A 14,453-nucleotide genomic window follows, 5' to 3' on the forward strand; every position below is an offset into this window, starting at 1 on the left:
GTCACGAACGGCCAGGGGTTCATGCTCTCGCCATTCTGCGCATGCGGGCTTCGGACTTCGCCACGGCCAGCATCGTCCGCATTCGCATCAACACGATCCCGGCGAACACGAACGTGAACCCGGCCAGCATGATCGGCAGCGGCCACAGGATCGAGCCATCGATCGTCGATTGCGTCAGGCCGATGCTCGGCCCCTGGTGCAGCGTGTTCCACCACACCACTGAGTATCGGATGATCGGCAGCAGCACCGATCCCGCGATCCCGTAGAGCGCCGGCACGCGCCCGTCGCCGCCACGATCCGCATCCGCCTTCGCGAGCGCCATGTAGCCGAGATAGACGAAGAACAGCAGCAGCATCGAGGTCAGCCGGCCGTCCCATTGCCACCACGTTCCCCAGGTCGGCCGTCCCCAGATCGAGCCGGTCATGAGACATAGCGCCGCAAACACCGCACCCGGCAGCGCGATCGCGCGCGCGGCGACGCTGGCGAGTGGGTGGCGCCAGACGAGGAACATGATGCTCGAGATCGCGATCCCGCTCCATCCGCCCATGCCGAGCCAGGCGGCGGGGACGTGGATGTAGAGGATGCGGACCGTCTCGCCCTGGAGATAATCGGGCGGGGTCTGGGTGAGGCCCGCCCAGCAACCGAGCACGATGAATGCAACACCAAGCCAAAAGAGCGCAGGCGTCAACGGCTTGGCGATCTTCAGGAAGCGCGCGGGGTTTGCGAAGGCGTGTAGGGTGGCCACTACGGACACCACTATGGCAACATTACGAGGCTGTCACCTCGGACTTAAGCCCCCTCTCCCCTTTGGGGAGAGGGAGGGGCCCGCCGCACTTGCGATGGGAAGGTGAGGGGGAGTGAGGCTCAGGCGCTCATCCCAACCACCCCTCATCCGGCGCGATGCGCCACCTTCTCCCCGTAGGGGAGAAGGACCGTTACCGGCCGATCAGGCGCTTTGCGATCGAGTCCGACACGTCCGAGGCTGGCTGGCCAGTACGGTCGCTCTCGTTCCAGACCTCGATCAAACGCTCGGGGATGCGCGCGATCCGCGCCTTCACCTCGGCCTCGTCGCCCTGCCCCAGATATTCCAGGCCGACGTTGATGATCCCGCCTGCGTTGATGACATAGTCCGGCGCATACAGGATACCACGCGCATGTAGACGAGCACCGTCCTCACGGACACTAAGCTGGTTGTTCGCGCCACCCGCGACGACCTTCGCCTTCAGCGCAGCGATCGACATCTCGGTCAGGATCGCACCCAGCGCGTTCGGGCTGAAGATATCAGCCTCGGTCGTCAGGATCGCCTCGGCCGCCACCGCGGTCGCGCCCAGTTCGCCCGCGAGCTTCTGCGCCCTGCCCTCGTCGACGTCGGCAAGCGTCAGCACCGCGCCGTCCTTGGCCAGCAACCGAGCGAGCCCGCCGCCGACCGAACCGACGCCCTGGATCGCGACGCGCACGCCCTTCATGTCGGTCGCGCCAAGACCGCGCTGTGCCGCCGCCTTCACGCCGAGATAGATGCCGAGCGCGGTGTACGGCCCCGGATCGCCACCCGCAGCGCCGCTCGCGACCGGCAGGCCGGAGACGTAGCGCGTCTGGCTGGCGATCACCTTCATGCGGTCTTCGGACATGCCGACGTCCTCGGCCGTCACGTAGCGCCCGCCGAGCGAGTCGACCGCGCGACCGAACGCCTCGAGCTGGGCGGTCGTGATGACGTCGCCCGGCTTGGCCGCGAGGACCACGCCCTTGCCGCCGCCGAGCTCCAGGCCCGCCATCGCGTTCTTGAAGCTCATGCCACGCGACAGGCGCAACGCATCGGTCACCGCGCGGCCGTTGTCCGCATAATGCCAGAAGCGTGCGCCGCCGGCTGCCGGCCCGAGCTTGGTCGAGTGCACCGCGATCACCGCGTGCAGGCCCGATTCGGGATCGGTGAAGGCATGAACGCCCTCGTGGTCGTCGAAATCGGGAAGGTCCCAAACCGCTGTCATCGCCGGCTCCTGAGGAGAATAAAATTACCGGGAGGCGAAATATTATTTTCCAGCCGGTTTTACCAGCCCAAAGCGCTCACGTTGGGGAGGCTCGGAAAAATAATGGGAAAATGGGGCGACCGACGGGACTTGAACCCGCAACATCCGGCATCACAAGCCGACGCTCTAACCAATTGAACTACGACCGCCGCGTAGGCATCGCCCCCTAGCGGGGGTCGCCGGGCGGCGTCAACCGTCGACTTGCCAAAAAGACGTCAAAAACGTCCCTCGATGGCGAGCTTGTACCCGTTCGGGCCGCTCACGAAGCCCGCCTGCTCGAGCTTCTGGACCGCCAGCGGATCGGACGGACGCAGCGACAGCTCGGCGCGGTAGGTCCCTGCCCCCTCGATCCGGAGCGCGATGCTCTCGGTCCCGGCCTGGCTCGCCAGCGGCAACAGCAGCGCCGTGCCGTCGCACCGTGCGGTGCCGCTCACAGACTGCGGCAAGGAGATTCCGCCGACATCACCCGCCAGCGTCGCGCGGACGCGGCCCTCGGCGGCTTCACACTGCCCATCGCGGAAGCGGACCGAGACGTCGTCGAGGTCGAGCGCGGAGACGGGCACCGGCGCGAACAGCCGGCCGGTCGCGACGGTGGCGGTCATGTGGTCGACGCCGAAGCCGTGGCGACTGACGCTCGCCGACCCGCGCAACGGCTTGGCCGACACCGATTCGGGACCGGCGAAGACGATCGTCGCGCGGCCGACCAGCAGCGGCAGTGGCGACAGCCGCGCGTGCAGATCGCCCAGCGCGAGATCGCCGAACCGCGCCTCGGTGAGCGTCGCGCCCCAGATCGTCCCCGACACGCGCCGCGCGACCAGCCCTTCGTCGCCGACGCCGACCCAACCGAGCACCGCGCGCATCGGCAGGAAGACGATCAGCGCGATCAGCAACATCCCGCCGAACAGCGCGGCGGGGCCGGTACGCAAACGGATCCGCCTCATGCCGCGCGTGCCTTCAACGTGAGCGCGACGCCGACGGTCTTGTCGCCCTTGTCGGTCATCGCCACCGAATCGACGAGGATGCCGAGCCGTTCGAGGCGCGCGAGCCACGCGACCAGCGCCGCGGGGCGCGCCGACTGGATGCCGACCCGTACCCGGCTCGCGCCGTCCTGATCGAGCGACGCGAGCGCAAAGCCGGCCTGGTCCGCTTCGGCGCGCACCGCGTCGGCGAGCGTACCGGTCAGCGGGGTGGCGCGCGTCCGCTGGATATCGCGCAACGTCGCGACTTGCGCGCGCGTCTCGCCGAGCCGAGTGACGGCGTCGGCATGACGTTCGCGCGCGCTGGACAGGCCGTCGCCGACCGGGCGGATGATCAGCGCCCATAGCAACGTCAGGACCGCTAGCCCCGCCATCACGAGCAGCAATCGCCGCTCCCGCAGCGAACGCCCTTCGAACCACGTCTTCAGTCCGGTCATCGTCCGCTCTCCGGGCTGATCGTGAGTTCACCCGTCACCCGGCCGGCTGCTGCCTGGAACACGCCCGCGCGGACCGAGAAGCCGGCGGCTTCGAGCGCTCGTTTGAGGTCGGTCGCCAAGGCTTCGCGTTCGACGGCCACCGACAGGCGCAGGTCGCCGTTCGCCTGAAAATCGAGTGCGGTGACTTCGGTGCCGGGCGTCGCACGCACCGCTGCGAAGACCGCCGCGGTCGTACTGGTGAAACCCAGCCCGGGTCCCCGCACGCGCGACAGGCGCTCGTCGAGCTGGCGGCTGGCGTCGACCACCGTCTCGCCGCGCGGCAGGCCGGTGACCGCCACGGTGTTGGCCTCCGCCTCCAATGCATCCGCGCCGAAGCTGTACTTCGCGATGCGGACGAGCGAGATCGCCAGCGTCACGGCGAGGATCGTCAGCGACAACAACGCGAGCCGACGGATCAATCCCCAGTCAATCGCGAACCTTCGCCGCCGCGCGAACGGCCCCTGTCGAAGATCCAGCGGGGGCGACGCGACGGCGGCGACGATCGCTGCCTCCAGCGTATCGCGGTCGATCGTCGCGGGCGCGGTGCCGCCGGTGATAAGCTCGGTCAGCCGGGCTTCATCAGCGAACCCGCTCGACGTACCGCGCACCACGCCGCTTCCGCCCAGTTCCGCCCGCGCGTACCCTTCTTTGGGTCGCGGGAGGAGCATCGGTGCGGGGATGACCGCGACCGGGTCGACGCCCGCCTCCGCCAGCATCAGCAGCCAGTCGCGCATCGTCGCGGCACCGACGACGCCGATCGGTCGTTCGCTGGTGCCTTCGTCCCCGACCGCGACGTGGAGTTCGGCGAGCGGCGATGCACTCGCTTCGCTCGCCAGGATCCGCGCGGCCGCCGTCGCCTGCGCCGCAGACCGCGACGGCAGTTCCGCCCAGTGCAGCGTCACCGCATCGGCAGGCGCCACTGCGATCGTCTCGTCGTCGATCACATCGGGAATACCCTCCCCCTCCCCGACCACGCGCGCATCCGCGACGCGCATCCAGCGAAATCCGGTCTCGCCGGCGGGAAGGAACAGCAAAGTCGTCATGATGGCTCGCCCCATTGCCGCGATACGAGCTGCGCGGGAAGCCGGTTCGCGTCGATCAGCGCACGTTCCTGCATTTGTGTCGTGCCGAGAGCCACGTCGATATCGAGCGTGAACCATTTCGACAGCACCTGCGCGTCCGCGCCGGGCGCGATATTGGCGGCGCCGAGCAACGACGCGCCCTTCTGCATTTCGTCGAAGGTCGCATAGCCCTGCACCGGTCGCCGCAGCAGCAGTTGCTGGGCAGCACCGACCGACAGCGTATCGGGATACATCATCGCCAGCAGCACGCTCTGTTCGGGCAGCAGCGTGTTGACGTTGATCGGCGAGGGCTTGGCGAAGGGCAGCGTGCAGATCCACGGCCGGACCTTCGTGTAGATCTCAGGCGTCATCCCGGCGATCGCGCGCAGTTCGCTGGGGTCGCTCATCAGCGTGCCGGCGGTGCGGTACGACGGCACGCGGCCGAGATACGCGCCGTCCTCGGCCCCCATCGGTGACTGGTCCTGATCGCTGTCGATCCAATCGGTCGTGCCCGCCGCGACCTGTTCCGCGACCTGCACCGGCACGTCGAGCAGCCGCATCAGGCGGACGAACTGCGGCCGGACTTCGCCACGCGCGACGTACACGCCGGGGGTCGGCATGCCGACGAGAGAGTTAAGGTTGAAGCAGTTCGCACCGTCGCGGACGCGCGCGGTCGCGAAGCCTCCGGGGACCGGCAGGCCGAACGGGGTGTTGCTCCAGCCGCCGGCCAGCGTGACCCGCGTAGGCTTTGGCGCGAGCAGGTTGGAGACGCGAGTCAGCGCCATCGTCTCCGCCGCGAGCGCATAGGCGCGCGCCTGCTCGCCGGTCGCGGCGTTGCTCGCGAGGCGGGTGGACAGCCGGAGTTTTTCCAGCGCCGCGCCGGCCATCACCGCGATGATCGCGACGAGCATCAGGACGGTGAGCAACGCCGCACCCCGTTCCCGCCCACGCTCAAGGCCGCGATCAGGTGCGCGCACCGGGCGTCTCCTGTCCCGGAGGTGTGCCCGCCGGTGGCGCGGCGGCGGGACCCGTTCCGTCAGACGGCGCCGGAATATAACTGGTGCCGACGAGGAACATCTGGCGGAACTGCGTACCGTCGTTGCGCTGGACGGTGAGCTCCATCGCGTCGGGCAAGGGCCGGCCGCTCGCGCCATCCCATCGATCGCTCCAGGCGCCCGCGATGCGATAGCGCAGTCCGACCTGACGAACTTTGGTGAGCAACGCGGCAGGCGGCAGTGGCTGCGCGCCGTCGACCATCGGATACGCGATCCGCTGGAACACGCCGCCATCGACGCGGTAGGCGACCTTCTGCATGCTGGACCGGGCCGTACCGTCGATATTGCTCCAGCCGGCGCGGACAAGGCGGAGCATCGGCGTGACGCCCGACCCGCTCTCGCCGATGAATGCGAGGACGCTGGTGCCGGCCTCGTCGCGGCTGCTGCGGTTCGAGGCTTGCGCGAGGTCGGCGGACAGGATCGACATCGTCCGGGTGAGCGCGCTGATGTCGTCGAGCTTCGCGCCGGTCGAGCTCTGCGCCTTGACGCTGAACGACAGGATCGCCACGCCAGCCGCAGCGATCATGCCGAAGATCATGAGCGACACCATGACTTCGATGAGCGTGAAGCCGGCCTCGGTTTTCGGAGGCGTCACATTACCATCCGCGGCGCGGGTCGCACCATCGTCAGGCGGCCGAGTTGCGTGCCGGTCCGGTCGGCGACGGCTACGTCGATCCGCAACACGCTCGATCCACCGAGTGCGCTGACCTGTCGGGTCCACGTCCAGGGCTGGCCGCCGTTCGTCTCGACGCCGGTGACGCGGCCTGCGGTCGGGGGCTGCGCGCTGGTGACCGCGTCGATCGCTACATTGCGCGCGACCATCTGCGCGACCAGCGTCTCGTCGAGGATCGAGGCGCCGCGGATCGTCGCGCTTTCCAGACGCACGAGTGCCATCGCCGCGAGGCTGAAGACTGCCAGCGCGACCATGATTTCTATCAACGTGAAGCCGTGTTCGGCGTAACGTCGACGAAGGGTGAAGCCGCGCTCAGCCCGCATCGGCTCTTACGCTGCCGTCGGCGTCGATGTGGACGGTCGCCGCGACGCCGCCGCGATCGAGCCGGATCTCCGCGGGGCGATCGACAAGACCGGTCGGGTCGAACGTCACGCGCATCCGGCCGCTGTTATCGCCGATGCTGGCCCTGGTACCCTCGTTCCAGCGTTCGACGCGCATCGGTTTCTCCGCGATTGGCGTCCAGCCGCCAGCGAGTCGACGGTCGAAGCCGTAGCCGCCGCCGCTGATCCAGACGCTCACCGGGCGCGCCTCGACGATCGCGGAATCATGCGCGGCGCGGGTGCGCAGGGCGAAGCGCGTCGCCTCGTCGAGTACGCGGCCGCGCGGGTCCGGCATGACGAGGACGGCTACCGCCGATGCGAGCCCGATGATCGTGACGACGACCATCAGCTCGACCAGCGTGAAACCGGCTTCGCGCTTATTGCCAGCTGCCGATATCGGCATCGATCCCCTCGCCGCCTTCCTTACCGTCCGCACCGAAGGTCCAGACGTCGGCCTCGCCGTGCGCGCCGGGCGAGGCATAGAGATACGGGCGACCCCAGGGATCGTTCGGCAGCTTCTTCAGATACCCGCCACGCTGATACCGCGATGGATCGGCGAGACCCGCGGGTGCAGAGACGAGTGCGTTCAGCCCCTGCGTGGTGTTGGGGAAGGTCATGTTCTGGAGCTTGTAGAGTTCCAGCCCGCCCTCGATCTGGGCGATGTCCGCCTTCGCCTTCTGGATCCGCGCAGTGTCGCCCGAGGGCAGCACGTTGAGCGCGACGATCGTCGCCAACAGGCCGATGATGACGATCACGACCATCAGCTCGACGAGGGTAAAGCCGGCCTCGCGGCGCTTCTTTCTGATTTCGGGACGCATACGAAACCTCATTGTCCGGCCAGCGTGTTGAGCTGGAGGATCGGGAGCAGGATGGATAGCACGATCGTCGCGACGATGCCGCCCATCACGACGATGATCAGCGGTTCGAGCAACGACAGCGCGGTGGCGGTGAAACGGTCGAACTCGCGTTCGAGATAGTCCGCGGCGCGCTCCAGCATCTCGTCGAGGCGACCGGCGGCTTCTCCGCTCGCCGCAAGATAAGTCAGCAGCGGGGGGAAGACGCCGGCGCGGCGCATCGCGGCGGAGAGCGAACCACCGCCGCGGATCGCGTCGACGATCTGGTCGGAGGCAAGGCGGAGGCGGCGGTTGTGGATCGTGCTGGCGGTCAGGTTGAGGCCATCGAGCAGCGGCAGGCGACTGGCGACCATCGTGCCGAGCGTGCGCGCCATGCGGGCCGCGTGAAGGTCTCGGATCAGGCGGCCGAGTAGCGGAATGCGGAGCAGCCAGCCGTCGAACGCGAGCCGGAGCGTCGGGTCCTTGAGCGCCCGCCAACCTGCCAAACCGCCACCGAGGACGATCAGCAGCATCACCCACCAGTATCCGACGAGGAACGCCGAGAACGCCATGACCATCCGCGTGAGCAGCGGGAGTTGCTGACCGACCGTGTCGAATTGCTCGACCACCTGCGGCACGACGAACATCATCAGCGCGGTGACGACGCCGAACGCGACGAGCGCGAGGATCGAGGGATAGGCGAGCGCGGTGATGAGCTTGCCGCGGATCTCGGCCTGGCGTTCGAGCAGCGCGGCGAGGCGGTCGAGGATGGTCGGCAGCGAGCCCGAGCTTTCACCGGCCGACACCATCGCGCGGTAGAGCGGCGGAAAGCTTTTCGGCTCACGCGCCATCGCGTCGGCGAGGCGACGGCCTTCGACCACGCCGGCGTGGACGTGCTGGACTATCGTGCGGACGCTGTCCTGTTCGGTCTGGCGCGTAATCGTACGGAGCGATTCCTCCAGCGGCGAGACGCGGTTGAGGGTGGCGAGCTGGCGGGTGAAGAGCGTGAGGTTCTTGCCCGACATCTTCGGCGTGCCAAGCTGAAGGCCGAAGAGCGGGCGGCCTTTGGTCGCCTGCGGGGGTGCGCCGGGGGTGATCTTCACGACGTAGAATTTGCGTGCGTCGAGGGTGGCGCGGGCGACATCTATGTCGGCGGCAGCGATGTGACCGCGGCGTTCGGCGCCTTTGGTATCGATCGCGATATAGTCGAAGTCCGCCATCATCCTCCCCTGCAAGGGGAGGGGGACCGCCGCGCAGCGGTGGTGGAGGGGGCGTGCCGCGAACGCTGCGTTGCGCTGCTGGCGGCGTACGGCCGGTGGTGCGAGCGTGGTGAACCCCCTCCACAAGCCTCGCTGGTTCCCCTCCCCGTTCCGGGGAGGAATTGCCGCACGCTACGCAACTACTGAATCCTCGACTGCTTCGGTGGTGTCGCGGCGGGATACTCGGACGGCTTCTTCGGCGGTGGTTTGGCCGGAGAGGACTAGGTCGCGGGCCGATTGCGCCAAGTTCGGCGACTTGGCGAAGGCGTGGGCGGTGATCTCCGACTCATGGCCGTCAGCGTTGATCAGGCGGCGGATCGTGTCGTCGATGCGGACCGCTTCGAACACACCGATGCGGCCCTTGTAGCCGGTCTGGTTGCAGTCTTCGCAGCTTTGCGCGACGTAGACGACCGCGTCGGAGGCGATGCCGAGCAGCGGGGCTACCGTAGCCGACGCGGGCACGGCCTTCCGACAGGTTGGGCACAGGCGACGGACGAGGCGCTGGGCGATCACCGCACGCAGCGTTGAGGCGAGCAGGAAGCTCTCGACCTTCATGTCGCGCATACGGGTGATCGCGCCGATCGCGTCGTTGGTGTGGACCGTCGACAGCACGAGATGGCCGGTGAGCGACGCCTGCACCGCAATCTCGGCGGTCTCGCGGTCGCGGATTTCGCCGACCATGACGACGTCGGGATCCTGGCGGAGGATCGCGCGCAGGCCTGCCGCGAAGGTGAGGCCGACCTTGGGGTTCACCTGCGTCTGGCCGACGCCATCAACCGCGTACTCGACCGGGTCCTCGACGGTGAGGATGTTACGGCTGCCGTCGTTGAGCAAGCGTAGCGCGGCGTAGAGCGACGTGGTCTTGCCCGAACCGGTCGGGCCGGTGACGAGGATGATGCCGTTGGGCTCGCTCAGCGCCTCGTTCAGGAGCGCAAACAAGGCGGGCGGCAGGCCGAGCGCCTCCAAGTCGATGCCGGCGTTTTCCTTGTCGAGGATACGCAGCACGACGCGTTCGCCTGCGCGGCTCGGCAGTGTCGAGACGCGGACGTCGAGCAGCTTGCCCCCTAACGTGAGCCCCATGCGGCCGTCCTGCGGGACGCGGCGTTCGGCGATATCGAGGCGGGCCATGACCTTGATGCGGCTGACCACCACCGGGGCGACGTTGGGCGGCATCCGCAGCGTTTCGCGCAGCACGCCGTCGATCCGCATCCGGACGACGAGGCCGGACTCGTACGGTTCGATGTGGATGTCCGACACGCCGTTGCGCGCGGCGTCGGCGATGATGCCGTTGATGAGACGGATAGCGGGGGCGTCGTCGGCGGTGTCGAGCAGGTCCTCCGCAGTCGGCAGGTCGCCGGCGAGCAGGTCGAGTTCGTCGCCCATGCCGACCGCCGCGAGCGCGTTGGCCTGGCCGTCCATCGCGTAGACGTTCGACAGGAGGCGGTCGAAGGCGATCTGTTCCACGAACGTCACGTCGAACGGACGCGCGAGGTAGCGGCGGAGTTCGAGCAGGACTTTGGGGTCTGCGCCGGCGCGCATTGCGATGGTGAGGTGGGAGTCCGTGTCGGTGTGGTCGACGACGACGCCGAACTTTCGGGCGAAGGCGTAGGGGATGGTGATCTGGGGAAGGTCACTGCTCCCCTCCCGCTCGCGGGAGGGGTTGGGGGAGGGAATGACATACCCCTCGATCGCGTCGTCCATGATCGAGGCAGGCCCTCCCCCGACCCCTCCCGCAAGCGGGAGGGGAGAAGCGGCGTCGATCTCGTGGCCTTCGCGGATGATCATTTCCTGGATCGCACGACCATCGTCGAGGTGCGGACCGGCACCGCGATGCGCGGATCCTCGATGTTGCCGGGGATCGGCGCGCTCGGGATCGGCGGCGCAGCGCCCATGTAATCGCGGACGAGCTGGTCGATCGACGGCTCGGCACCCGGCTCCTGCAGCCCCTGCTGCAGGCGGACATAGCCATAACGCTGCTCGGTCAGCTTGCGGCTGTCCTCCGCGGTGCGCAGGATCGTCGGGCGGATGAAGATCATCAGGTTGGTCTTCGACCGCTGCTTCGCTTTCGAAGTGAACAGATGGCCGAGCACGGGGATGTCGCCGAGCAGCGGGATCTTCTCGATCGTGCGGCGCTCGTTATCGTCGAGCAGGCCGCTGATCACCGCGATCTGGCCGTCGTCGACAGTGCGGACGGTTTCGACCTCGCGCTTGTTGAGGATCAGATCGCTGTTGTCGCTCGACACCGGGCCGGCGATCGAGCTGACCTCCAGGCGGAGGTTGAGCTTCACCGTACCCGACGAGTTCACCTGCGGCCGCACGGTCAGCTCGATGCCGACATTCTGCCGCTGCGTGGTGCGGAAGGCGTTGTCGAAATTGGTGCTGAGCGCTTGGCCCGTGGTGATCGGGATCTCCTGCCCGACGAGGCTGTGCGCCTCCTGATTGTCGAGCGTGACGAGGTGCGGGACCTGGAGCAGGTTCGAGGTCGTGTCGCTCTTTACCGCGTTGATGATCGCGCCGAAGAAGGTGCTGCCGATCTTGCCGCCGAACCCGCCAAAGCCGCCGGTGGCCGCGAGGATCGATGCGATCGCCGACTGCTGCAGTGCGTCCGCCGCGGCATTGGGCGTGTTCGTTTCGGTGCGCGTGCCATCGGGCGCGACGACCGTCGTGCCGTTGCCGCCGATCGAGCGTGCGCCGATCGCGCCGGCGATCTGGAGGATGTTGGGCGCGGAGTTCGAGAAGGTCGACGCGCCGAACGCACCGCCGCTCGGATCGCCGACGATGAACTGCGCACCGAGCGTCCTCGCAGTCGAATCGGAAACTTCGGCGACGATCGCCTCGACCAGCACCTGTTCGCGGCGCGTGTCGAGCTGGCGGACGACCTCGTTCAGCTGACGCTGGATCTCGGCAGGCGCCGCGATGACGATCGCGTTGGCGCCGGCGAAGCGCGTGACGACCGCGGCGGTCTTGCCGCCGGCCGCGGTGATCGCAGCCTGGCCCGATCCGCCACCCCCGCCGCTCGACGAAGGACCGGACTGCGGGATCTGTGGTTGCGAGAAGTTCGACTGGCCGCCGGACGCACCGTTGGTACTGCTCGATCCGAAGTTCGAACGCGACAAGGCGGTCTGCACGGGCTGCGTCGGAGTCTGGCCGACGAGTTCCTGCAACACCGGCAGCAGCTGCTCGGCATCGGCGTTCTCGAGGAACACGACCTTGATTTCGGTGCCGTTGCGCGCCTTCTGGTCGAGGTCCGCGGCGACCTGCGCGAGGCGGGCGACGGTAGTCGGATCGCCGCGCAACGCGACCGCGTTCGAGCCCTCGACCGCGACGACCGATGCGCTCGGACCGGAGCCGGCGCCACCGCCCTGCCCGCCTTGACCGCCGCCAGTGCCGGTTCCGATCAAGCCCTGGAGCGCGGTGGCGATCTCCTTGGCGCTGGCGTTCTTCAGCGCGACGACGCGCGTGGAGGAGGTGTCGGTGTCGATCCGGCGAAGGACTTCGCGGATGCGACGGATGTTGTCGGCGAAATCGACCACGACGAGGCTGTTGCCGCCGCGGTTCGCGCTGACCGAGCCCTGCGCGCTGACCAGCGGGCGAACCGTCTCGACCGCGGACTGCGCGTCGATCGCGCGGAGGCGGATGATCTCGGTAACGTAGCTGTTGCGTGCGGCGCCTGCGACGCCGATCCGGCTCGGCTGCGACGCGGCGTTGTCGAGCGGCTGGACGCGGAACGCGCCGCCCGAGGTCGGCACCGCGACGAGGCCATTGGCGCGCAACGTCGAGAGAAATATCTCGAAATATTCGGAGCGCGACAGGGGGCGATCGGTGACCACGGTCACCTTGCCGGCGACGCGGTTGTCGATGATGAAGGTGCGCCCGGTGACCTTGGCGGCGTCGGCGATGAACGCGCGGATATCGGCATCGCGGACGTTGAGCGTGGTCTGCGCGTGGACGCCTGCCGCCAACGCGAGCGCGACGACGGGGCCGAGAAGAAGCTTTTTCATTGGGGTGGCGCGATCGTGATGGCGAGCGGCAGGGTATCCTGGCCGCGTTCTACGGTGATGGGGACGTTGCCGCCGCCCGCGAAATCCTTGGCGATGCGGTCGAGATCGCCGGGGCCGGAAACGGGCCGCCCGCCGATCGAGGTGACGACATCGCCGTCCTTGAGCCCGGCGGAGCGGAAGACGTTGCCCGAGCCCTGCGACCGGACCGTCAGCCCGCTGATGCGGCCACCGTCGATGCGGGGGATGAAGCCGATCTCGCTCCGCAACTGCGCGACTGGGATACCGACCGCTGGGGACACAGCGCCAGCAGGGGCCGCTCCGGGTACGACCGGGGTGACGGCACCCGACTGGTCGAGGAACAGGTCTTCGTCGGCGCCCCCACGGTCGATCGTGACATGATCGAACGCGACCGCCTTCAGGCGTACGCCAGGCTGGATCTCGTCGCCGACCGCAACGCTTTGCTGGAGACCGTCGGGACCGGCGATGATCGCGGAGCTGCGCCCCATCGCCTCGTCGATGCGCGTGCCGAATAGAGTCAGCTGGAGCGACGTGACGGTGGCGGGTGCGCCCGCCGCGCCACCGAGGCGGAAGAACGGATCGAACCCGCGCAAGATATCGGCGGGCGATCCGACGACCATCGGCGCGGCGGGGCGCCAGTCGCCGAGCGGCGTGATCGGCGTCACGATCGTCCACGCCAACCGCGCGCACTGCGTGGCCAGCCCGGCCAGCAGCGCGAGTTCGACGACACTGTAGACATTCACGACCGGCATACGCCGCAAGATACGGCGCGCCCGCGCGTCCAGCTTCAACCGCATCCGCGACCCACCCCAATTTCCCGCATCCCGTCGCGTAGGCATGCCATGTTACAATTCCGCGTCAATGGCTTGCCCGCCGAATATGCGCAATCCGGTGCGGGGGGCGCCAAGTGATGGATAGGGTAGCGCATCGCGTCGGCGATGGGCAGAAGACGCGCATGTCCGATACTTTCCCCTCCAGTGGCTCCGGCCTGCCCCCCGCAGCGATCCTGGCGCGGCTGTCCGTGCCCGGCGTTCAGCGCGTACCGAGCCCCAAGCTCGACCTGTTCGTGCGGCGCGACTTCCTGCCGCCCGACCTGTGTGCAGCGCTGATCGAGCGGATCGACGCGGTACGGCGCCCCTCGACGATCTCCGATTCGAACGGTGACGCGAGCTATCGGACGAGTGAGACGGGCGATCTTTCGCCGCTTGATCCGGTGGCGATCGACGTCGAGCGCCGGATCGCGGCGCTGACCGGACTCGATCCGGTGCACGGCGAGCCGCTGCAGGGCCAGCGCTATGCGGTCGGACAGGAGTTCAAGGGGCATACCGATTATTTCGAGCCGAACGGGGTGGACTATACGCGCTATTGCGGCGTCGCGGGGAACAGGACGTGGACCGTCATGATCTACTTGAACCGGCCAGGCGCGGGCGGCGCGACGCGCTTCAAGGCGATCGACAAGATCGTCCAGCCGGAGACGGGCAAGCTGCTCGCGTGGAACAACCGGCGAGCGGATGGCAGCCTCAACCCTGCGACGCTGCATCACGGGATGAAGGTACGGTCGGGGGTCAAGTATGTGATCACCAAATGGTTTCGCGAGAAGGCATGGGGCTAGGCTTGGTCTAAGGCCATGATCGGTCGGATGAGAACGGGTGGATAGGCGTAGCGGCGGTGCCCGCGCCTCAGCACCTACCCCAGT

The 14,453-nt window shown here is 68.1% G+C and carries 15 protein-coding genes and 1 tRNA gene; 1 reads left to right on the forward strand and 15 read right to left on the reverse strand.

All coding sequences use genetic code 11. The annotated features are described in order from the left end of the window. Nucleotides 1–19: 19 nt before the first annotated feature. The 15 genes from ccmC to C8J43_RS16920 form a co-directional block, all read right to left on the reverse strand. Complete coding sequence (gene ccmC / locus C8J43_RS16850; protein WP_133031903.1) at nucleotides 20–745, reverse strand: heme ABC transporter permease CcmC; 726 nt, start codon at nucleotides 743–745, stop codon at nucleotides 20–22. A gap of 190 nt (nucleotides 746–935) precedes the next feature. Further along, a complete protein-coding gene (locus C8J43_RS16855) occupies nucleotides 936–1,985 on the reverse strand; it encodes a Glu/Leu/Phe/Val dehydrogenase dimerization domain-containing protein (protein ID WP_133031904.1) in 1,050 nt (349 codons plus the stop codon). A gap of 111 nt (nucleotides 1,986–2,096) precedes the next feature. Then, nucleotides 2,097–2,173 (reverse strand) — tRNA-His (locus tag C8J43_RS16860). Nucleotides 2,174–2,239: 66 nt separating this feature from the next. Further along, on the reverse strand, nucleotides 2,240–2,965 hold the full coding sequence (gene gspN / locus C8J43_RS16865; protein ID WP_133031905.1) for a type II secretion system protein N: 726 nt from the start codon (nucleotides 2,963–2,965) through the stop codon (nucleotides 2,240–2,242). After that, nucleotides 2,962–3,438, reverse strand: coding sequence for a type II secretion system protein GspM (gene gspM, locus C8J43_RS16870; protein WP_056058034.1), 477 nt, complete (start codon nucleotides 3,436–3,438; stop codon nucleotides 2,962–2,964). Before gspM ends, gspN begins: the two co-directional genes overlap by 4 nt. After that, nucleotides 3,435–4,520: a type II secretion system protein GspL gene (gene gspL / locus C8J43_RS16875; RefSeq protein WP_133031906.1), complete on the reverse strand. Its 1,086-nt coding sequence runs from the start codon at nucleotides 4,518–4,520 to the stop codon at nucleotides 3,435–3,437. Before gspL ends, gspM begins: the two co-directional genes overlap by 4 nt. Then, nucleotides 4,517–5,515: a type II secretion system minor pseudopilin GspK gene (gene gspK, locus C8J43_RS16880; protein WP_165899656.1), complete on the reverse strand. Its 999-nt coding sequence runs from the start codon at nucleotides 5,513–5,515 to the stop codon at nucleotides 4,517–4,519. The genes gspL and gspK overlap by 4 nt, the downstream gene beginning before the upstream one ends. Beyond that, the gene (gene gspJ / locus C8J43_RS16885; protein ID WP_243645640.1) at nucleotides 5,502–6,188 is read right to left on the reverse strand and encodes a type II secretion system minor pseudopilin GspJ; all 687 of its coding nucleotides are present in this window, start codon (nucleotides 6,186–6,188) and stop codon (nucleotides 5,502–5,504) included. The genes gspK and gspJ overlap by 14 nt, the downstream gene beginning before the upstream one ends. After that, nucleotides 6,185–6,589, reverse strand: a complete 405-nt coding sequence (gspI, locus tag C8J43_RS16890; protein ID WP_107954948.1) for a type II secretion system minor pseudopilin GspI — start codon at nucleotides 6,587–6,589, stop codon at nucleotides 6,185–6,187. Before gspI ends, gspJ begins: the two co-directional genes overlap by 4 nt. Continuing rightward, entirely contained in the window at nucleotides 6,579–7,049 is a 471-nt protein-coding gene (locus C8J43_RS16895) for a GspH/FimT family pseudopilin (RefSeq protein ID WP_133031907.1), read from the reverse strand. The genes gspI and C8J43_RS16895 overlap by 11 nt, the downstream gene beginning before the upstream one ends. Continuing rightward, entirely contained in the window at nucleotides 7,024–7,476 is a 453-nt protein-coding gene (gspG, locus tag C8J43_RS16900; RefSeq protein WP_133031908.1) for a type II secretion system major pseudopilin GspG, read from the reverse strand. The genes C8J43_RS16895 and gspG overlap by 26 nt, the downstream gene beginning before the upstream one ends. Then, nucleotides 7,473–8,699, reverse strand: a complete 1,227-nt coding sequence (gene gspF, locus C8J43_RS16905; protein ID WP_133031909.1) for a type II secretion system inner membrane protein GspF — start codon at nucleotides 8,697–8,699, stop codon at nucleotides 7,473–7,475. Before gspF ends, gspG begins: the two co-directional genes overlap by 4 nt. A 171-nt stretch (nucleotides 8,700–8,870) precedes the next feature. Further along, nucleotides 8,871–10,523 (reverse strand): ATPase, T2SS/T4P/T4SS family, encoded by a 1,653-nt coding sequence (locus C8J43_RS16910; protein ID WP_243645642.1) that lies wholly within the window; start codon nucleotides 10,521–10,523, stop codon nucleotides 8,871–8,873. After that, nucleotides 10,520–12,739, reverse strand: coding sequence for a type II secretion system secretin GspD (gspD, locus tag C8J43_RS16915; protein ID WP_133031910.1), 2,220 nt, complete (start codon nucleotides 12,737–12,739; stop codon nucleotides 10,520–10,522). Before gspD ends, C8J43_RS16910 begins: the two co-directional genes overlap by 4 nt. Next, a complete protein-coding gene (locus tag C8J43_RS16920) occupies nucleotides 12,736–13,554 on the reverse strand; it encodes a type II secretion system protein N (protein WP_133031911.1) in 819 nt (272 codons plus the stop codon). The genes gspD and C8J43_RS16920 overlap by 4 nt, the downstream gene beginning before the upstream one ends. 158 nt (nucleotides 13,555–13,712) lie before the next feature. Here C8J43_RS16920 and C8J43_RS16925 point away from each other — a divergent pair, with 158 nt between their 5' ends. Next, on the forward strand, nucleotides 13,713–14,369 hold the full coding sequence (locus C8J43_RS16925; RefSeq protein ID WP_133031912.1) for a 2OG-Fe(II) oxygenase: 657 nt from the start codon (nucleotides 13,713–13,715) through the stop codon (nucleotides 14,367–14,369). The last annotated feature ends 84 nt before the right edge of the window (nucleotides 14,370–14,453 follow it).

The organism is Sphingomonas sp. PP-CE-1G-424, from assembly GCF_004341085.1.
In the GTDB taxonomy this organism is placed as follows: Bacteria; Pseudomonadota; Alphaproteobacteria; order Sphingomonadales; family Sphingomonadaceae; genus Sphingomonas.